This is a genomic window from Asanoa sp. NPDC049475 (assembly GCF_040676915.1).
Taxonomy (GTDB): Bacteria; Actinomycetota; Actinomycetes; order Mycobacteriales; family Micromonosporaceae; genus Asanoa.
On sequence record NZ_JBFAPY010000004.1, the window covers coordinates 693,885 to 711,955 of the forward strand.

The 18,071-nt window shown below is 71.4% G+C and carries 21 protein-coding genes and 1 pseudogene; 6 read left to right on the forward strand and 16 right to left on the reverse strand.

What is annotated here, in order from left to right; genetic code table 11:
• Positions 1-2: 2 nt before the first annotated feature.
• Complete coding sequence (locus tag AB0J88_RS18820) at positions 3-1,193, reverse strand: hypothetical protein (protein WP_364342691.1); 1,191 nt, start codon at positions 1,191-1,193, stop codon at positions 3-5.
• A gap of 107 nt (positions 1,194-1,300) precedes the next feature.
• Between AB0J88_RS18820 and ligD the strand changes: the two genes are divergently transcribed.
• Positions 1,301-2,335, forward strand: a complete 1,035-nt coding sequence (gene ligD, locus AB0J88_RS18825) for a non-homologous end-joining DNA ligase (protein ID WP_364342689.1) — start codon at positions 1,301-1,303, stop codon at positions 2,333-2,335.
• On the opposite strand, the gene AB0J88_RS18830 is transcribed toward ligD, so the two are convergent.
• Positions 2,332-2,790 (reverse strand): GNAT family N-acetyltransferase, encoded by a 459-nt coding sequence (locus AB0J88_RS18830; protein WP_364342686.1) that lies wholly within the window; start codon positions 2,788-2,790, stop codon positions 2,332-2,334. The two genes, ligD and AB0J88_RS18830, sit on opposite strands and share 4 nt — an antisense overlap.
• A gap of 77 nt (positions 2,791-2,867) precedes the next feature.
• Here AB0J88_RS18830 and AB0J88_RS18835 point away from each other — a divergent pair, with 77 nt between their 5' ends.
• On the forward strand, positions 2,868-3,320 hold the full coding sequence (locus AB0J88_RS18835) for a potassium channel family protein (RefSeq protein ID WP_364342683.1): 453 nt from the start codon (positions 2,868-2,870) through the stop codon (positions 3,318-3,320).
• On the opposite strand, the gene AB0J88_RS18840 is transcribed toward AB0J88_RS18835, so the two are convergent.
• From AB0J88_RS18840 to AB0J88_RS18870, 7 genes and pseudogenes are all read right to left on the reverse strand, one after another.
• Positions 3,274-4,827 (reverse strand): alpha/beta hydrolase, encoded by a 1,554-nt coding sequence (locus AB0J88_RS18840; protein ID WP_364344528.1) that lies wholly within the window; start codon positions 4,825-4,827, stop codon positions 3,274-3,276. The genes AB0J88_RS18835 and AB0J88_RS18840 overlap by 47 nt on opposite strands.
• Positions 4,824-5,942: an ATP-dependent DNA ligase gene (locus tag AB0J88_RS18845; RefSeq protein ID WP_364342680.1), complete on the reverse strand. Its 1,119-nt coding sequence runs from the start codon at positions 5,940-5,942 to the stop codon at positions 4,824-4,826. Before AB0J88_RS18845 ends, AB0J88_RS18840 begins: the two co-directional genes overlap by 4 nt.
• A 20-nt stretch (positions 5,943-5,962) precedes the next feature.
• On the reverse strand, positions 5,963-6,463 hold the full coding sequence (locus AB0J88_RS18850; protein WP_364342677.1) for a DUF456 domain-containing protein: 501 nt from the start codon (positions 6,461-6,463) through the stop codon (positions 5,963-5,965).
• A gap of 16 nt (positions 6,464-6,479) precedes the next feature.
• Entirely contained in the window at positions 6,480-7,991 is a 1,512-nt protein-coding gene (dgt, locus tag AB0J88_RS18855; protein WP_364342674.1) for a dGTP triphosphohydrolase, read from the reverse strand.
• Between the two features lie 141 nt (positions 7,992-8,132).
• Positions 8,133-8,309, reverse strand: a pseudogene (locus AB0J88_RS18860) (GNAT family N-acetyltransferase); the annotation flags it as partial.
• Between the two features lie 208 nt (positions 8,310-8,517).
• The gene (locus tag AB0J88_RS18865; protein ID WP_364342671.1) at positions 8,518-9,228 is read right to left on the reverse strand and encodes a chaplin family protein; all 711 of its coding nucleotides are present in this window, start codon (positions 9,226-9,228) and stop codon (positions 8,518-8,520) included.
• A 111-nt stretch (positions 9,229-9,339) separates the two neighbouring features.
• Complete coding sequence (locus tag AB0J88_RS18870) at positions 9,340-9,879, reverse strand: hypothetical protein (protein WP_364342668.1); 540 nt, start codon at positions 9,877-9,879, stop codon at positions 9,340-9,342.
• A gap of 68 nt (positions 9,880-9,947) precedes the next feature.
• Here AB0J88_RS18870 and msrB point away from each other — a divergent pair, with 68 nt between their 5' ends.
• Positions 9,948-10,379 carry a peptide-methionine (R)-S-oxide reductase MsrB gene (gene msrB / locus AB0J88_RS18875; protein WP_364342665.1) on the forward strand — a complete coding sequence of 144 codons (432 nt, stop codon included), beginning with the start codon at positions 9,948-9,950 and terminating at the stop codon, positions 10,377-10,379.
• Here the strand turns inward: msrB and AB0J88_RS18880 are convergent.
• Together AB0J88_RS18880 and AB0J88_RS18885 are read right to left on the reverse strand one after the other, a co-directional pair.
• Positions 10,366-11,274: an aminoglycoside phosphotransferase family protein gene (locus tag AB0J88_RS18880; protein ID WP_364342662.1), complete on the reverse strand. Its 909-nt coding sequence runs from the start codon at positions 11,272-11,274 to the stop codon at positions 10,366-10,368. The genes msrB and AB0J88_RS18880 overlap by 14 nt on opposite strands.
• Before the next feature lie 23 nt (positions 11,275-11,297).
• A complete protein-coding gene (locus AB0J88_RS18885; RefSeq protein ID WP_364342659.1) occupies positions 11,298-11,582 on the reverse strand; it encodes an isoamylase early set domain-containing protein in 285 nt (94 codons plus the stop codon).
• A 186-nt stretch (positions 11,583-11,768) separates the two neighbouring features.
• Here AB0J88_RS18885 and AB0J88_RS18890 point away from each other — a divergent pair, with 186 nt between their 5' ends.
• The 3 genes from AB0J88_RS18890 to AB0J88_RS18900 are packed head-to-tail and all read left to right on the forward strand — an operon-like array spanning position 11,769 to position 12,960.
• Positions 11,769-12,029, forward strand: a complete 261-nt coding sequence (locus tag AB0J88_RS18890) for a Prokaryotic metallothionein (protein WP_364342656.1) — start codon at positions 11,769-11,771, stop codon at positions 12,027-12,029.
• A gap of 15 nt (positions 12,030-12,044) precedes the next feature.
• The gene (locus AB0J88_RS18895; protein ID WP_364342653.1) at positions 12,045-12,488 is read left to right on the forward strand and encodes a GNAT family N-acetyltransferase; all 444 of its coding nucleotides are present in this window, start codon (positions 12,045-12,047) and stop codon (positions 12,486-12,488) included.
• A 10-nt stretch (positions 12,489-12,498) separates the two neighbouring features.
• Positions 12,499-12,960: a group II truncated hemoglobin gene (locus AB0J88_RS18900; protein ID WP_364342650.1), complete on the forward strand. Its 462-nt coding sequence runs from the start codon at positions 12,499-12,501 to the stop codon at positions 12,958-12,960.
• Here the strand turns inward: AB0J88_RS18900 and hemQ are convergent.
• The 5 genes from hemQ to AB0J88_RS18925 form a co-directional block, all read right to left on the reverse strand.
• Complete coding sequence (gene hemQ / locus AB0J88_RS18905) at positions 12,957-13,658, reverse strand: hydrogen peroxide-dependent heme synthase (protein ID WP_364342647.1); 702 nt, start codon at positions 13,656-13,658, stop codon at positions 12,957-12,959. The genes AB0J88_RS18900 and hemQ overlap by 4 nt on opposite strands.
• A gap of 15 nt (positions 13,659-13,673) precedes the next feature.
• Positions 13,674-15,074, reverse strand: coding sequence for a protoporphyrinogen oxidase (gene hemG / locus AB0J88_RS18910; RefSeq protein ID WP_364342644.1), 1,401 nt, complete (start codon positions 15,072-15,074; stop codon positions 13,674-13,676).
• Positions 15,075-15,099: 25 nt separating this feature from the next.
• On the reverse strand, positions 15,100-15,663 hold the full coding sequence (locus tag AB0J88_RS18915) for a DUF3000 domain-containing protein (RefSeq protein ID WP_364342641.1): 564 nt from the start codon (positions 15,661-15,663) through the stop codon (positions 15,100-15,102).
• A 92-nt stretch (positions 15,664-15,755) separates the two neighbouring features.
• Entirely contained in the window at positions 15,756-16,796 is a 1,041-nt protein-coding gene (gene hemE / locus AB0J88_RS18920) for a uroporphyrinogen decarboxylase (RefSeq protein WP_364342638.1), read from the reverse strand.
• Positions 16,797-16,888: 92 nt separating this feature from the next.
• Positions 16,889-17,860 carry a trypsin-like peptidase domain-containing protein gene (locus AB0J88_RS18925; RefSeq protein ID WP_364342635.1) on the reverse strand — a complete coding sequence of 324 codons (972 nt, stop codon included), beginning with the start codon at positions 17,858-17,860 and terminating at the stop codon, positions 16,889-16,891.
• Between the last annotated feature and the right edge of the window lie 211 nt (positions 17,861-18,071).

The following is an 18,071-nucleotide window of genomic DNA, read 5'->3' on the forward strand; positions in this document are numbered from 1 at the left end:
CCCTAGTCGATGTTGGCGAGCACGTCGAGCAGCTTGCCTTGCCGCGCGTTGTTGCTGGTCCGGCCGTAGGTGTACAGGTACGGCCACTGGACACCGGTGAAGGACCCGCTGACCCAGCCCAGCCGTTGGCACAGCCCGGAGCCGATCGCGAACGCACCGACCGCGACGCCGAGGAGGTTCATCGGATCGGGGTCCTGCACGGCCTGGACCCCGCCGATGGCGGCGCCGACCGTGCCGACCGCAGCGGCGACCGGGCTGTCCAACACCGACGCCAGCCCCGGGTGATGCCCCTTGCGCAGTTCCTCCTGGAGGTGACGCAGGACGGTGCCGTCCAGCTCCTGCGGGTCGGTGGCCTTCACCAGGTCCGACATGGTCTTGAACCAGCTGACCAGCTCCCGGTGTCCGTCGCCGCGCACGAACCGCAGCAGTCCACCACGCCCGCGTACGTCGTCGAACCGGCCCAGGATGTGGATCAGCTGCTCGGCGAGGATCTGCGCCGTTTGCGTCGGGGCCGGCCGCGGTCCCGGCACACGGCGATCGGCGGCGCCGTCGATCCCCGCCTGCGACATGACCTGCATGAACTCGGCGTCTGCCGGTTTGAGGAGGAAGTCCATCTCCGCCCCGACGGCCGCGGCCGCGTGCCCGTGGTTGTAGGCGGAACCGAGCAGATACGCCACGGCCTCGCGCGGCTCCCATCGCCCCTTGTCGATGGATTCCAGCGTGCCCGCCGGGATCCGCTCGGCAAGCCGGTCTCCGGCCAGCGCCCCGGTCCAGAAGTCCAGCTGCTCGGGGTGCTCGCTGAGGAAGTTGTCCGCCCAGTCCTTGCCCAGCGCCTCGGGGACAACCACCACCCGCGGCCGATCACCACCGCCGCCGTAGCGATCCTGGTCGTAGATCCGCTTGATCTCACCGTCGATCTCGTCGTCCCACCGGGCGGGCTCACCCCAGTAGTGGTTGTTCCGGAACGCCTTGTCGGTCAACCAGGACTCGCGGCCCGCGATCTGGATCGCGCCCATCTCGACGAGCGCGAGAAAGTCCTTGGGCTTCACCCTGCAGTCCCTGGACCGCAACATGGCGCTCGACGGAGACCAGAGAATGAGCGGCAAACTGATCGCGATCATCCGGTGCAGGCGTCGGTAGCCGTACTCACCGAAATCGCTGATGTGGCAGAACGTCGGCAGCTGCGAATCCATCGACCCTCACTCGGCAACCCGGACGACGCTTCGCCCAAGACTAGAATCGGCCGACCAGCGCCACAAGCGGACGCCGGCCTTTGGTTCAGGGGCATAGGGTCGTGGTCATGCCGTCGAAGAAGGCCGCCGCTGTCGAGGTCGAGGTCGCTGGGCACGCCGTGCGGCTCAGCAGTCCTGACCGGGTCATGTTTCCCCAGGCCGGCTATACCAAGCAGGACGTGTTCGACTACTACCTGGCCGTCGGCGACGGGATTGCGCGCGCGCTCGACCACCGTCCCACCACCCTCCAGCGCTTTCCCGACGGGATCGACGGCGAGGCGTTCTACCAGAAGCGACTGCCCGCTCGCGGCACCCCGGACTGGCTCAACGGCGCGGAGATCACCTTCCCCAGCGGGCGCAAGGCGACCGAGCTCTGCCCGGTCGACCTCGCCCACGTCGCCTGGGCCGCGCAGATGAACACCGTCGTCTTCCATGCCTGGCCCGTGCGCGCCAAGGATCCCGATCACCCCGACGAGCTGCGGATCGACCTCGACCCGCAGCCCGGCACCGACTTCGGCAACGCGGCCGAGGCCGCAGGTGAGTTGCGGGCCGTGCTCGACGAGCTCGGCGCGATCGGCTGGCCCAAGACGTCTGGTGGCCGGGGTGTGCACGTCTACCTGCGGATCCAGCCCCGCTGGACGTTCGTCGAGGTGCGGCGCGCGACCATCGCGCTGGCCCGTGCGCTCGAGCGCCGCCGGCCCGACCTCGTCACCACGAGCTGGTGGAAGGAGGAGCGCGGCGAGCGGGTGTTCGTCGACTTCAACCAGATGGCCCGCGACCGCACCATCGCCGCCGCGTACTCGTTGCGGGCCAACCAACGGGCCACCGCCTCGACTCCCGTGACCTGGGACGAGTTGCCCGACGTCGAGCCGAACGACTTCGATCTGCGTACGCTGCCGCAGCGGTTCGCGAAGGTCGGTGACCCGCACGCCGGTATCGACGACACCCCGTTCGACATCACGCCGTTGCTGGAGTGGTCGGCGGCCGACGAGCGCAACGGACAGGGCGACATGCCCTACCCGCCCGACCACCCCAAGATGCCCGGCGAGCCTCCTAGGGTGCAGCCAAGCAAGAAGAACCCGGCCAACTGGACCGACGGCTAGAGAGCCAGCTTCATGCCTTCGTGGGTCGCCGAGAAGCCCAGCGACTCGTAGAACCGGCGCGCCTCCGACCGGCGCTTGTCGGTGGTGAGCTGCACCAGCGAACAACCGGCCGCCCGGGCCTCGTCCACGGCCCACGCGATCATCCGACGGCCGAGACCGGCACCGCGCTGACCCGACGCGACGCGTACCCCCTCGATCTCCATCCGCAACCCGCCCCGGCGGGTGAGCGACGGGATCAGGATCAGCTGCATGGTGCCCACGACCTCGTCGCCGACCAAAGCCACGACGACCGTGTTGCGCGGGTCGCCGTCGAGGGCGTCGAACGCCCGCCAATAGGCCGCGTCGACCTCCTCCGCGACCGTTTCACGGCCGGCGCCGATCGGGTCGTCTGCCAGAAGGCCGACAATCGCCGGTACATCGGACCGCAAAGCGGACCGGAAGATCAGATCAGTCACGCGGAGCAGCCTCGCACATCGAAATTGCAGCCGTGCGTGCCGCACGACGGGTGACATCCGGGGCATGATGATGCGCCATGAAGGCCTTGCTGCTGCCGTTCAAGGCGATCTACCGCGGGTTGGTCTACTTCGCCAACTCGCCACGGACGCTGATGATGTCGTACGCGTTGATGATCCTGATCGCGGCGGCGCTCTACAGCGTCTTCGAGAGGGTCAACGTCGGCGACTCGCTCTGGTGGGCGGTGGTCACCGCGTCGACGGTCGGCTACGGCGACATCTCGCCGGACACCTGGCAGGCGCGGGCCATCGCGGTCGTGCTGATCTCGACGATGGTCCTGCTGGTGATCCCGCTGATCACCGCGCACTTCGCCAGCAAGCTGATCGTCGACACCGACGCGTTCCGCCACGAGGAGCAGGAAGAGCTCAAGAACAACCTGCGCGTCGTGCGCCGACTGCTGGAGGAACTGGCGGCCCGGGAGGGGATTACTTCGCCGGGCAGCGCTTCCCCTCTGGCGGAACGGTCAGATTGAGCAGGTACGCATCGACCGCATCGGTGATGCAGCTCGTCTGGGGATAGGCCGTGTGACCCTCGCCCTCCCAGGTCAGCAGGCGACCGACGCCGAGCATGTTGGCCAGGGCCGGCGCCTGCGCGTACGGCGTGGCCGGGTCGCCGGTCGTGCCGACCACCAGGATCGGCGCGGAGCCGGTGGCCGGACCGGTCGGGAACGGGTCGTGCCCGCCGGGCCAGACCCCGCAGGTCAGCATGCCGACGGCGAGCGGCGCACCGAACATCGGGATCTGCGAGCGCCACTGCCCTTGCAGCGTGCGGACCTGTTTCACGTCGGGCACGGACTTCGCGTCGGCGCAGTTGACGGCGATGTTCGCGTCGAACAGGTTGGAGTAGGTGCCGTCGGGCGCCCGCTCCGCGTACGCGTCGGCGAGCTGGAACACCTGAGCCGGGTTGCCGCCCTCCAGCTCCTTGATCGCGCTGCCCAGAGCCTGCCAGCCCGACTGGGTGTAGAGCGACGAGATCACCGCGTAGAAGACCCAGCCGGAGGTGGCTTTGCGCCCGCCGGCCCCGGTCACCGGCGACACCTCGGCCTTGTCGATCTGGGCGTTGACCGCCGCCTTGGCGTCGGGCGCGATCGGGCACCGGTCGGGGGTCGAGTCGCACCACTTGGCGAAGTTGTCGAAGGCCAGCGCGAAGCCCTTGGCCTGGCTCTCCGAGCCGGCCACGAAACTCTGCCGCGGGTCGACCGCGCCGTCGAGCACCAGCGCCCGCACGTTCTTCGGGAACAGCTGGGCGTACGTGGCGCCGAGCAGCGTCCCGTACGAGTAGCCCAGGTAGGTCGTCTTCTCGTCGCCGACGGCCTTGCGGATCGCGTCCATGTCCTTGGCGGTCTGCACGGTGGAGAACAGCTTGAGCTTGTCGCCGTACTTGGCGTCGCACTCCTTGCCGATGGTCGTGTTGAGGTCGACCAGCCCGTCGAACTGGGCCTGGGTCTCCGGGTCGGGGACGTAGCCGAAGCTCTGGTCGAGCTGGGCGTCGGTGATGCACTCGACCGGGCTGGACCGGTCGACGCCGCGCGGGTCGAAGCCGACGATGTCGAAGCGCTGGGTCACCTCGTCGGGGATGCCCTGGAAGGCCGCGCCGAACGAGAGGTAGACGGCCAGGTTGACGCCGGAGGCGCCGGGGCCACCGGGGTTGACCAGCAGCGAGCCGATGCGGTCGTGCTGCTTGGTGTTGCGTACCCGGATCAGCGCGACGTCGAAGGTCTGTCCGTTGCCGGCGTTGGACCAGTCCTGCGGCACCTTGATGGTCGCGCAGTCGTACTTCATCCCCGAGGCGCCCCGCCCGACGAGCTGGTTCGGCACATCGGGACAGGGGGTCCAGGCGGGCTGCCCGGACGCGGCCGGGGCGGGAGCCGCGTTGTTGTTGTCGGCCGCGTTCGGTGAGACGACCGGCACCGTGCAGCCGGTCAGCACGAGCAGGCCGGCGAGCAGGCCGAGCAGGACGAACCGCAAGCGCACGTTCAGACTCCCGTTCCAGCGGCCGGGTCGCCGCCGAGCACCTCGTCGACGTCGAACCGCACCGGCCGGTCCAGCTGGTCGTAACCGCAGGAGCGCGGATCGCGATCCGGACGCCAGCGGACGAACTGGGCCGTGTGCCGGAACCGGTCGCCCTCCATCGCGTCGTAGCCGACCTCGACCACCAGGCCCGGCCGAAGCGGCTCCCAGGCGAGGTTCTTGCCGCCGGTCCAGCGACTCACCCCGCCGGGGCGGCGCTGGCCGGTCGCCGAGGTCGGGCCGACCTGCTGCTCGTCGCTGTCGGGGTCGATCCAGGGGTGCTCGGCGGGCTCGCGGTAGTCGGCGAGCTCGTCGAGCAGCTCCGCCCGGCGGGCCATGCTGAACGACGACGAGACGCCGATGTGGTGCAGGGTCCCTTCGTCGTCGTAGAGGCCGAGGAGCAGCGAGCCGACCACCGGGCCGGACTTGTGCCAGCGGAAACCGGCGACCACGGCATCGGCCGTACGCGCATGCTTGATCTTGAACATCAGGCGCTTGTTGGGCTCGTACGCGATGTCGGCCGGTTTGGCGATCAGCCCGTCGAGCCCGGCGCCCTCGAAGATCTCGAACCAGCGCCGCGCGGTCTCGATGTCCTGGGTCGTCGGCGTGACGTGCACCGGCGACGTGACCTTGGCCAGGGCCTTCTCCAGCTTGGCGCGCCGCGTCGAGTAGGGCTGGTCGACCAGCGACTCGTCACCGAGCGCGAGCAGGTCGAAGGCCACGAAGTCGGCCGGGGTGTTCTCGGCCAGTAGCTTGACCCGGGACGCGGCCGGGTGGATCCGCTGGGTCAACCAGTCCCACTCGAGCTTGGGCTGCTGGCCCTCCTCGCGGTGGATGACCACGATCTCGCCGTCGACGGCGCACCGCTGCGGGAGCTGGGCCTTGGCCTGCTCGACCACCTCGGGGAAGTAGCGGGTGAGCGTCTTGCCGCCCCGGCTGGCCAGCTCGACCTCGTCGCCGTCGCGGAACACGATGCACCGGAAGCCGTCCCATTTCGGCTCGTAGCTCATGCCGTCGGCCTCGGGGATCTGCGGCACGCTCTTGGCGAGCATCGGCTCGACCGGCGGGTTGATCGGCAGGTCCATCTCTCAGAGTCTTCCAGACGTCAGCTGACCACGACGGCCGCGACCCAGATGATCGCGATCGCCAGCGCCGCGCCGAGCTCCACCAGCATGGCCAGGCCGGCGGCCTTGATGGCGTGCTTGGTCGATGGCCAGGCCTGTTTCGTGTCGCCGAGCCGGGCCAGTTCCGCCAGCCACACACCGGCCACGAAGCCGATCACCAGGCCGACCACCGGGATTACGAAGAAGCCGACGATGGCGAGGACCCCACCGAGCAGAAGAGTCTTGTTGGGTACGCCGCTGCGCTTCAGGTTGCGGCCGGGCCAGGCGTACTTGACCACGATGCCGAGGATCGCGATCACGGTGACCAGCGCGAGCAGCCCCCAGCGCGTGGCACCCTCGCCCACGAAGATGGCCCACGCGGTCGCCGAGGCCCAGGTCAGCAGCAGGCCGGGCAGGAACGGGATCACCACGCCGAAGACACCGATCACCATGGCGACCCCGCACAGGATCGTGATGTTGGTGTCCGTCTGCGTCAGATCCATTGGCGCACTGTACTGGTCAGAGAACGAACGCGTCCGTCCAGAGCTGACCCGACCGACCTGACAAGGCATCGAGGAGCGCCACCGCCTGCTGGTCGGTCAGGGCGGCCACGAAGTCGACGATCGCCCGGCCCCGGGCACGGGCGGCCCGGTCGGGGGTTCCGGCGGGCAGTTCGGCCTCGGCCAACTCGACCAGGTCGTGCAGGCGCTGCGGCAGCCGGGCCTCCTCGGCCGGGTCGACGATCCAGGCCAGCAGCGCCTCGACGAGGGTGGCCAGCAGGCGCGCCTGACCGCGCTGGTGCAGGGCCAGGTCGGGGCGGTCCAGCACGAACCGGTGGTGGATCAGCTTGAGCACCTGGACCTCGTGCCACTGCGGCCGGTCGAGCAGCACGTAGCCGGAGCGGACGGCCGGGCTGTCGGTCAGCCGGACGGCGTCGACCAGCCGCCGGGTCCAGCGGGCCGAGAACCGCGCGACGTACTGCTCGGCCGCGACGGAGCCGTCGAACGGGTCGGCCAGCAACCCGTCGACCAGGTCGTGCCGGACCTGCTCGACGGCGTCGGCGAAGGCGTCGTCGTCGCTGATCCAGCGGTCGCGCCGATGCAGCCGGCGGCGCAGCTTCTCGATCGCGACACCGGCCTGGCGGCTGCCCGTGTCCAGGGCCGCGTCGGTGAGCCCGCCGAGCCGCTTGGTCTCGCGCTGCCACCCGATCAGCTCGGCCGCCACCGTCCCCTGTTGGAGCACGCCGACCCGGTGGAAGTCCTCGACGTCGTGGATCGCGTACGCGATGTCGTCGGCGGTGTCCATGATGGACGCCTCGACGGTCTGCTGCCAGTCGGGGATCTTCCCGGCGAACGGGGCGCGGGCCTCGCGCAGGTCGTCGACCTCGGTCGTGTAGGCGCCGAACTTGGCCGACCCGCTGGTCGGGTCCCAGTCAGGCGCGGACGCACCACGCGGCGGCGGACTCATCCGGCGCGGATGCGGTTCCGGATAGCCCAGCCGGGTCCACGGGTACTTGACGATCGCCGCACGCACCGCGGCGGTCAGGTTGAGCCCGATGGTCGCGGCGCCGCGGATCTCGGTGCTGGTGACGATGCGGTACGACTGCGCGTTGCCCTCGAACCCGTCGGGCAGCCCGAGCCGCTCGCGGGCCAGCCGGTCGAGCACGGCCTCGCCGAGGTGCCCGAACGGCGGGTGACCGAGATCATGGGCCAGGGCGGCCGCCTCGACGACGTCCGGGTCGCAGCCGCCGAGCTTGTCGAGCAGGGCCAGGTTGGCGGGGTCGGCGGTGAGCCGCTCGGCGATGGCCCGCGCGACCTGGGCCACCTTGAGGCTGTGCGTCAGGCGGTTGTGCACCAGCAGGCCGCTGCCGCCGGGGCTGATCACCTGGGTGACACCGCCCAGCCGGGCGAAGAAGGGCGAGGTGACGATCCGGTCGCGGTCGGCCCTGAACGGACTGGCGGCCAGGTCGCCCGACCCGGTGCGCCCGGTGTCGAACAGACGCTGTGCACGAGGATCGACCGGGTCCGTCATGATCCGACGCTAGCGCACCGCGGGTTTGTCCAGGTAAACGAGCCCCGGCCCACGCTCCAGCGGTCGCCGGTCGAAGATCGTGTAGCCGTTGCGCTCGTCGAGCCGACCCCTGCCCACGGCGACCAGCCGGCCGCGTGGGTTGCGCGCGACGAGCACGGTGCTCGGGCCGTCGAGCACGGCCGCGAGCTCGGCCAGGGTCTCGGTCAGCGGCGGCAGGTGGGGGTTGTCGTAGCGCTGGGCCTCCATGAGGAAGGCGGCGCGCTGGAGCGTCAGCACCTCGCCGGCATCCGCGGGCTCGGCCCGTTCGATCTCGACCATGCCCAGCAGTGCATCGGTCCCCGCCACGCGGCCCATCGGCGCCCGTGCACAAGTCCCGCCAGGTGAGATCCCCGCGAACTTCGGGAGACCATTGTGGATCCCTCAAACCATGGGTTGACAGCGACAAAGCGGCCCTCGCCGCTTCCCGAAATACGCACCACCCCGCGACGGAGGTGGTGCGTATTCGGGTGCGGTGCAGTGGCGTGTGTCAGGACGGGCGGGGGCCTCTCCGGTGGCGGCCGATGTAGCGGTTCGTGCGGACGCCCGCGAGTTGCATCGCTGCGCCGCCCGCCGTGAGTACCCCGCCGATGCCCGCGATCGATCCCACCGGCAGCCCCGTCTTCGGCAGTTCGGGCTCGGCCACTGGCGGTTCCTCGACGGGAGCCGGAGGCGGTTCCTGCGCCGTCGGCGGCTCCTCGCGCACCGGCGGACGAGGCGGCGGCGGCTCTTCTCCGTCGTCGTCACCGCAGGACGACGACGCGACGCCGCCGACCGCCGCGATGCTGTTGCCGCACACGTCGACGTCGATCGTGATCGGTACGACCACCTGCGTCCCGTTCAGGATGCCGGCGTTCTGGCCGCTGGCGATGTGCGACACCCCGCTGCCGTACTTCGCCGCGGCCGGCAGGTCGGCCGGGCCCTTCTCGTCCTGGTCTTCGTCGTCCTCGGACGGTGCCGCGTCGGGCAGTGCGACCGGCGCCCCGTCGGTGACCACGTCGGCCATGGCGCCGTCCGTGATCTCCTGCGCCCGGTCCACGGCGGCCGCGGCCGCGTCGCCGTCGCCAACAGCCGGCCCGTCGCCGAGCGCCGCCGCGCTGGCGGCCTGGCCGCTCAGCGCGAGCGCCCCGGCCACCACCGCGAGCCCCGCGGCCGGCAGGGCGGCCGCGCCGGCCAGTCGTCGCCGTCGTTTGTTCGTCATCGTTCTGTTCCTGTCGTCCGGAGAATTCGTGTCGAAAGGAGCATTTGTGGGAGCGTAGAGCGCTATGTCCGAAAACGCCCAAGCGACCGCGGGTGGATCACCCGGCCAGGGTCAGCCGTACCGGTGGGTCTCCCAGAGCAGTCGGATACGGAACTGCTTGCGCTCGAAGTCCGGGTCGCGGCTCAGCAGGTGCCCGTCGTAGGGCGCCCGGAGCCGGACGATCGACCCGTCCAACAGCGGCAGCGCTACGACCGTTCGCCGGCCGCGGCGTTCCATCCGCACCTCGACCACCCGGTGCCAGGGCGCCGAGTCGCCGAGCGCGCCCGGCACAGCCCACGCGCCCGCCGCGTCCAGGTCCGCGCCTACGCGTCCCCGCAGCAGCAGGCCGAGCACCGCGCCCACCGGGACCGGCGGCACCAGCAGCCACCAGAGCTGGTGCGGCACCGTGCGGTAGAGCTCGGCGTCCGTCAGCCAGTGCGCCACTTCCGGCGCCAGCACCGCCGCCAGTCCCGTCAGCGCCAACGCGCCCGACACCAGCACGCCGATCCACATGCCCCGCCCCAGCGCCTGTCGCCAGGTCGGCCGGAAGCGCAGCGGATCGCCCGGTAATGGCTCCTGAGCCGCGCTGACCACCCTGACCGGTGTTCGCATGCACTGCTAACGACGAGGTCACACCCAGGTAATCGGCTCTTCCGCCAGACGGGTCGTACGGTTGACCCATGGCACCCGAGAAGCCCTCCCCCGTGGCCGAAATCCCCACCGACGAGTTGCCGAAGACCGAGGCCGAATGGCAGGTCCGGCTCAACCCCGAAGAGTTCCGGGTGCTGCGCCAGGCCGGCACCGAGCGGCCGTTCACCGGCGAGTACGTCGACACGAAGACTCCGGGCACGTACGTCTGCCGGGCCTGCAACGCGGCGCTGTTCGAGAGCGGCACCAAGTTCGACTCGCACTGCGGCTGGCCGTCGTTCGACGAGGCGATCCCCGGCGCGATCCGCTACATCGAGGACCGGTCGCTGGGCATGGTCCGGGTCGAGGTCCGGTGCGCACACTGCGACTCGCACCTCGGCCACCGCTTCGACGGCGAGGGCTACACGGCCAAGGACGCCCGCTACTGCATCAACTCGGTGAGCATGCGGCTCATCCCCGCGTAACCGCGGCGGCCACCACCACCTGTTCGGGTTCGAGGACGCGGTCGCCGTCCTCGACCGACCAGATCGAGTTCTGCAGCGTACGGCCGAGCGTCCAGACAACCGCACGCTGCCGGTCCAGGCCCATCGCCTCGACCATGACGTCGAACCGGCGCCGGATCGTGCGTTCCGGCGCCGCCTTGTCCCACCGGTTCCACAGCGCCGGGCAGAGCTCGAAGCCCGGGTCGCCGGCCAGCGGCTTCGGGTCGATGGCCAGCCACGGCTCGCGGTCGGCGGCGAGCACGTTCTCGTAGTGCAGATCCCAGTGCAGCAGCCGGTCACCGGCCTCGCCGACCACCTCGGCTAGTTGGTCGGCCCAACGCTGGATGAGCTTGCCCTCGGCCGGGTCCGTCAACAGCGCCGCGGCGGCCGGGGTGTCCGCGATCATCGCAGCGGCCCTGTCAGCCAGCCGGGGGATCTCCGGCGGCGCGGCGTACGCGTTGAGCCTGTCGAGCAGCTCGGCGATCACCCGTACCGCCGCGGTGTCGTCCTCGATGGACCGCAGGTCCCGGGACGGATTCAGGCGCTCTAGCAGCAGGGTCCACGTCGAAGGATCCTCGCGGAGCACACGGGCCGCGCCGTCGCCGTTCCAGGTGCGCAGCGCGAGACCCTCGCCCGGGTGGTCCCAGTCGGTGTCCTGGAGCTTGAGCATCGCCGGCGTGCCGTCGTCGGTGACGACCGGGAGCACGAGACCGGCCACCCCACTGCGCGGGTCGCCGTCGCGCCGCAACCGCCAACGGTCGAGGAACTCGGCCGCCGTGCGGGCGACCCCGTCCACCCAGGCCCGGCCCGCGTCGCCGCGGAACCGGACCTGGGCGGCTACGAGAGCCGGGGGTACGACGATCTCCTCAGCGGTCATTCGCTGAGGTTAAACCGCTTCTTTCAGTGCTGTCCCACGACGATGCGTCCACCACGCCCGTCGATGCCGTCGGCCTGCTCGTCGTCGAGCCAGACACCGCCGGTGGCGAGGTAGCGGAAGGTGTACTCGCCCGGGCCGAGGGTGAGCGTCACCGTGCGGGTGCCGTCCCGCCTCGGCTGGAGCTCGTGCCGGCCGGGCTCCCAGTCGTTGAAGCAGCCCACGACGCTGACCTGCCCGACCGGGTTGTCCTTGGGCAGGCAGAACGTGACGCGGGTCTTGCTGCCGAACAACTTACTTCTCTTGATCATGTCGGCTCCTCCCGGTAAGGACACAACCTCATGGAGCTTCCCTGCCGGAACCGGACATGGGCGGACCGACACACCGCGCGTTACATGACATTCATGGGTCGCGAATGTTGCTCTTATCAGGCGTTTCGGTTGCCGGCCGGTCCGCTTCCGGGTCACGCTGCGGGTAACCGATTGGGGGCGGGCACCATGGCGGTGTGTGAGACCTGTGGCAACGACTACTGGCTGGCGTTCGAGGTGAAGACGATCAGCGGCGACCGGCACGTCTTCGACTCGTTCGAATGCGCGATCCAGCGGCTCGCCCCGATCTGCGAGCACTGCGGCGTGAAGGTCGTCGGCCACGGCGTCGAGGTGGGCGGCCGGTTCTTCTGCTGCGCGCACTGCGCGCGGGCCACGGCCGGTGCCGAGGCCGCGGCGATCACCGACACCGTGGGCGCCCACCCGGGCTGACTATGCTCGGTGGCCATGCGGCCGCAGACCGACGAGCTACGGGTGGCGTCCTTCGCCGACCTCGACACGACCACGCTCTACCGACTCCTCGAGTTGCGGTGCGCGGTGTTCGTCGTCGAGCAGGAGGCCGCGTACCTCGACATCGACGGCCGCGACCTCGAGCCCGCGACCCGGCACGTCTGGATCGCGCGGGACGGCGTCCCGGTGGCCTACCTGCGAGTGCTCGCCGAGCCGGACGACGGCATGCGGGTCGGCCGCGTGGTCGTCGCCAAGGAGGCCCGCGGGTCCGGGGTGGCCGGCCGGCTGATGGACGCGGCACTCGAGATCGTCGGCGCTCGGCCGTCGGTCCTCGACGCGCAGGCCCACCTGGAGGGCTTCTACGGCCGCTACGGCTACACGGTCAGCGGCGAAGGCTTCCTCGAGGACGGCATCCCGCACGTACCCATGGCGCGGGGATAGCTTTTAGATCATGACGACCCCGACGCTGTACGAGTGGGCCGGCGGCCGGCCGGCGATCGCTCGGATGATCAACGCGTTCTACGACCGGGTGGAGCGGGACGAGCTGCTCAGCCCGTTCTTCCCCGGCGGTGTCAGCGTGGCGCACCGCGAGCACGTCACCACCTGGTGGTCGGAGGTGTTCGGCGGGCCGTCGGACTACACCGACGAGCTCGGCGGCTACGAGAACATGCTCGCCCACCACAAGAACCTGGGCATCACGCCCGAGCACCGCTTCCGGTTCGCGTCGCTGATGAGCCTCGCCGCCGACGACGCCGGGCTGCCGGCCGACCCGGAGTTCCGGGCGGCGCTGGTCGGCTACCTGGAGTGGGGCACCCGGATCGCGATGGAGAACTCCCAGCCGGGAGCGACCCCGGTCGAGCACGCCCCGGTGCCGCACTGGGGCTGGGGCGTAGCCCCGCCCTACCAGCCTTAGGGCAGGGCCTCGACGAGCTCGGCCACCGAGCGCCGGCGGCCCGTGTAGAACGGGACCTCTTCGCGCACGTGCCGGCGCGCCCGCGAGGCCCGCAACTCACGCATCAGGTCGACGATCCGGTGCAGCTCGTCGGCCTCGAAGGCCAGCATCCACTCGTAGTCGCCGAGCGCGAACGAGGCCACCGTGTTGGCCCGCACGTCGGGGAAGCCGCGCGCCTGCCGCCCGTGCTCGGCCAGCATGTCGCGCCGGTCCTCGTCGGGCAGCAGGTACCACTCGTAGGAGCGGACGAACGGATACACGCAGACGTACGCCCGTGCCTCCTCGCCCGACAGGAACGCCGGCAGGTGGCTCTTGTTGAACTCGGCCGGGCGGTGCAGCGCCATCTGCGACCAGACGGGGGCCAGGTGCCGGCCGAGGGCGGTCCGGCGGAACTGGGCGTACGCCTCCTGGAGAGCGTCGCTGGAGGCCGCGTGCCACCAGATCATCAGGTCGGCGTCGGCGCGCAGCCCGGAGACGTCGTAGCTGCCGCGGACCGTGACGTCCTTGCTCGCCAGGTCGGCGAACAGGCGGTCGACCTCGGCGGCGAGCCCGCTGCGGGACTCGGGCAACGGCTCGGCGGCCCGGAAGACCGACCACATCGTGTAGCGGATGGTGTCGTTGAGCTCCCGGATCCGGGCGGCGTTGGTCTGCTCGGTCATGCGAACCATCCTCTCTCAGCCGGCCTGCGGCCGGTCCCGCAGGGCCGCGAGCACGGCGTCGGCCGCGGACTCGCCGGAACGTACGCAGATCGGGATGCCCACCCCGTCGTAGCCCGCCCCGGCGAGCGCCAGGGTCGGAGCCAGCGCCGCCCGGGCCGCGGCGACGCGGTCGAGATGGCCGGGCGCGTACTGCGGGAGCGCGCCGCCCCACCGCCGCACCTTGGTGTCGACCGGCTTGGGCAGGCTGTGGTCGACCAAGGTGGACAGTTCCCTGTGGACGATGCTGGCGAGCTCGGCGTCGTCGCGTTGGAGCACGTGCTCGTCGCCGTAGCGGCCCACGGACGCGCGGATCAGGGCGACCCCGTCCGGCCGGCGGTGGTGCGCCCACTTGGTCGAGAAGAAGGTGGCCGCCTTGACCGCGGTGCCGTTCTCGGCCGGCACCAGGAAGCCGGACAGCTCCGGCAGCTCGGGCCGCGGCAGCGCCAGCGTGACGAGCGCCACGCTGGCGTAGTCCAGCTCCCCGACAACACGGGCCGCGTCGGCCTCGACGGCTTGGAGCAGCCGGGCCGCGGGCCGGGCCGGCACGGCGAGGACGACGGCGTCGACGGTGACGTACTCGGGGTCCCGGGTCGGGCCGACCGTGAGCCGCCACGCCCCGTCCGGCGTCCGGGTCAGCTCGCGGACGGTGGCACCGAGCCGGATCTCCGCGCCGCTGGCCGCCGCGGCGGCCTCGACCAGCCGGCTCACCCCGCCCCGGACCGTGGCGAACACGGCGCCGCCCGGCACCCGGGGGAACGCGGCCTGGGCCGCCTTCACCGCGCCGGTGAGCGTGCTCTCGCGCCGGGCCTGTCGGGCCAGCGCCGGCATCGTGGCGGCGAGGGAGAGGCGGTCGGCGCGACCGGCGTACACGCCGCCGAGCATGGGGTCGACCAGCCGATCCACGACCTGGTCGCCGAGCCGGCGGCGGACGAGCGCGCCCACGGCGACATCCTCGCCCTCGGCCAGCAGCGGCGCGCCGGCGTCGAGGTCGTGGTCGTCCACCGCCGCGACCCCGGCCAGCGCGCCGAGGTCGCCCGGCACGCCGGTCAGCGTGCCCCGGGGCATCGTCACCAGCTTGCCGTCGACGGCCAGCGCTGCGGCGCCGACGGCGGGGTTGACCAGCTCGTCGCCGAGGCCGAGCCGCCGGACCAGTTTGATCGCGGGCGAGTCCTCGCCGGTGGCCGTGTCGCGCACCAGGAACGCCTCGGCGCCGAGCTCGACCGGCGACCCGGCCAGCTCACCGGTGCGCAGCTTGCCGCCGAGCGTGGCGCCCTGCTCGAAGATCGTGACGGCGGTGCCCGGCGCCGCGTCGTGGATCCGCACCGCGGCGGCCAGCCCCGCGATCCCTCCGCCGATCACGGCGACCCGCTTCTGCATGAGACCCACCATATGGCGGGCCGGATCAGGCGCTGCGGCGACCGGGCAGCGCTGTGACGCCGGGCGGCGGCAGGCCGGCGGTCGAGGCCAGCAGCACCGACCAGGCGAGCAGGTGGGCGCCGAGGTCGTCGTCGGTCGGCGTCCAGCTCGCGCGGATCTCGATGTCGGCCGCCGTCGGAGGGCCGGCCAGGTCGCCGAAGCGGGTCGACATGGTCTGGGTGACCGTGCCGCCGATGGCCCGGTAGTGGGCGTCCTGGGCGTCGAGCGCGTCGGTCAGCCAGGTCCAGCCCACCGTGGGCAGCAACGGGTCGGCGGCCATGTCGACGTCGACCTCGGCGGTCACGTAGGTGACCAACCGCATCGTGCCCTCCCACGCCTCGTGGCCGGCCGGGTCGTAGAGCAGGATCAGCCGGCCGGTCGCCATCTCGTCGTCGTCGGCCTTGGTGACCGAGGCGCTGAGGGCGAACGTGAAAGGCGCGAGACGCTGTGGTGCGCCCACCTCTTCGAGGAGGACCTCGGCCCGCGGGGTCGCGGCGCGAAGGCTGGCGACGGCGTTCGCGAAGACGTCGGGAACCGCTGTCGGAGCCATGACCGCAGCCTATGCATTCCGCGGTGCGCCATGGGGGAAGGGCACGCCGGTCGCCCTAGCATGATCGGCCGGCGGCGAGCGACAAAAACGACCTATCGGGTAGTAAGCGTGTGCACCAGCTCCGTGACGCGGGTCAGCACCGTGGGATCGATCTCCGGCAGCACACCGTGGCCGAGGTTGAAGATGTGGCCCGGCGCGGCCCGGCCCTGCTCGAGGATCCGGCGCACCTCCGCCTCGACGACCTCCCAGGGCGCCAGCAGCGTGGTCGGGTCGAGGTTGCCCTGCACGGCCTTGTCCGGACCGATCCGACGGGTGGCGACGTCCAGCGGCGTACGCCAGTCGACCCCGACCACGTCGGCGCCGGCCTCACCCATCGCGCCCAACAGCTCGCCGGTGCCGACACCGAAGTGGATCCGCGGGACCCCCGCGTCGGCCAGCCCGGTCAGCACGGTGGTCGAGTGCGGCAGCACGAACCGGCGGTAGTCGGCCTCGGACAGCGCTCCGGCCCAGGAGTCGAACAGCTGCACGGCCGCCACTCCGGCCCCGATCTGCACGCGCAGGAAGGTCAGCGCGTTCTCGGCCAGCCGCGCGCAGAGGGCATGCCAGGTGTCGGGGTCGCCGTACATCAGCGCCTTGGTCTTCGCGTGCGTCCGTGACGGGCCGCCCTCGATCAGGTAGCTGGCCAGCGTGAACGGGGCGCCGGCGAAGCCGATCAGCGGGGTGTCGCCGAGCTCCGCGATGGTCAGGCGGACCGCCTCGTCGACGTAGGAGACGTCGTTCGGGTCCAGCCGGCGCAACCGGGCCACGTCCTGCGCGGACCGGATCGGCTCGTCGACCACCGGGCCGGTGCCCGCGACGATGTCGACGTTGACGCCGGCCGCCGCGACCGGCACCACGATGTCGCTGAACAGGATCGCGGCGTCGACTCCGTGCCGGCGCACCGGCTGCAGGGTGATCTCGGCGACCAGGTCGGGCCGGCGGATGGTGTCCAGCATGCCGATGCCCGCGCGCAGCTCCCGGTATTCCGGGAGGGAGCGCCCGGCCTGGCGCATGAACCAGACCGGAGTGTGCGGGGTCTCGATGCCCCGGGCGGCGCGGACCAGGGCGGAGTCGGTGTGGGTCGTCGTCGTCATCGAGCCCATCGTTTCACGCTGCGCCGACGAGCCGATCTCCGGCGCCGCCGTGTGCGGCCGCCCCGGAAGGGATCGCGGCGGCCGCACTCCGGTCAACAGATCTTGAAAGCGTCGCAGGCGACCTTGATGGGTACGGCCAGGCCGATGCCCTCCGCGTCCTGCGCCTTCGCGGTGGCGATGCCGACCACCTGCTTGGCCGAGTTGATCACCGGGCCGCCGGAGTTGCCCGGGTTGATCGGCGCGTCGAACTGGATCATCGGCCCGTCGCTCTCCGGGAGCTCGCGGACCGCGCTCACCACACCCGTGGTGACCGAGTCGCTCAGGCCCAGCGGAGCACCGACCACCACGATCTGCTGGCCCGACTTGACCGCACCCTTGGCGGTGACCAGACCATTGATCTTGGTGCTGGTACGCAGGTGCGCCACGTCGGCCGACTTGTCCACGTCGACGATCGTGGCCGCGTAGCGCTTGCTGTCGCGCTCCAGGAACACCTGACGCCCGCCCGCCTCGTACACGTCCTCGACGACGTGGAAGTTGGTGATCATGTTGGTCTTGCCGCCGCTGGCCGGCTTGCCCACCGCGAACGCCGTGCCGGTCACGTTGCCGGCCGCCACGCGGAACACGCTGGGCAGCGCCGCGCTGGAGATCGCCTCCGGGTTGAAGGCCGCCCCGAGGCGCTTCTCCAGGTCGGTCGCCCGGCCGTCGAGCCCGTCGAGCCGGCCGGCGGCCTGCGCGCGCTCGTCGGCCTGCACGCGCTCGTTGGTGGCGAGCCGGTCGCCGAGTTGCTCGATGCGCACCGCCTGGTACGCGAGGACACCGGCCAGCACCACGACGAGGCCGAGGGTGGCACCGACGACCCATCGACGCTTTTCACCTTTACGGGTGTCCGCCGCAGGGGACGCGAACGGCTCGAAGCCGGCCTGCCCCGGATGGCGCGGCGCCGGCGGCGCGAAGACGGGACCGGGCCGCGGCGGCACCGGGCGCAAGGGCGCCGAGTCGATCGGGCCGCGCGGTGCCGGTGGGCTGAAATCGGGCGGCGGCGCCCACGAGACGGGCGGCTCCATGGGGCCTCGCGGCCCTGGTGGGGCGTAGTGCGGTGGTCCGAGGTCGGCCGGCGGGAACTCGCGGTCGACCGGCAGGTATATCGGGCCCTCCGGCGGCGGTGGATCGCCGTACCCGGGTGAAGTTTCGGGCCAGGTTGTGCGCTCGTCCCCGGCGGACATTCTCCGCTCCCCTCAGTCGCACCGGACTGGACCCCCGCAGGACCGTACCGCA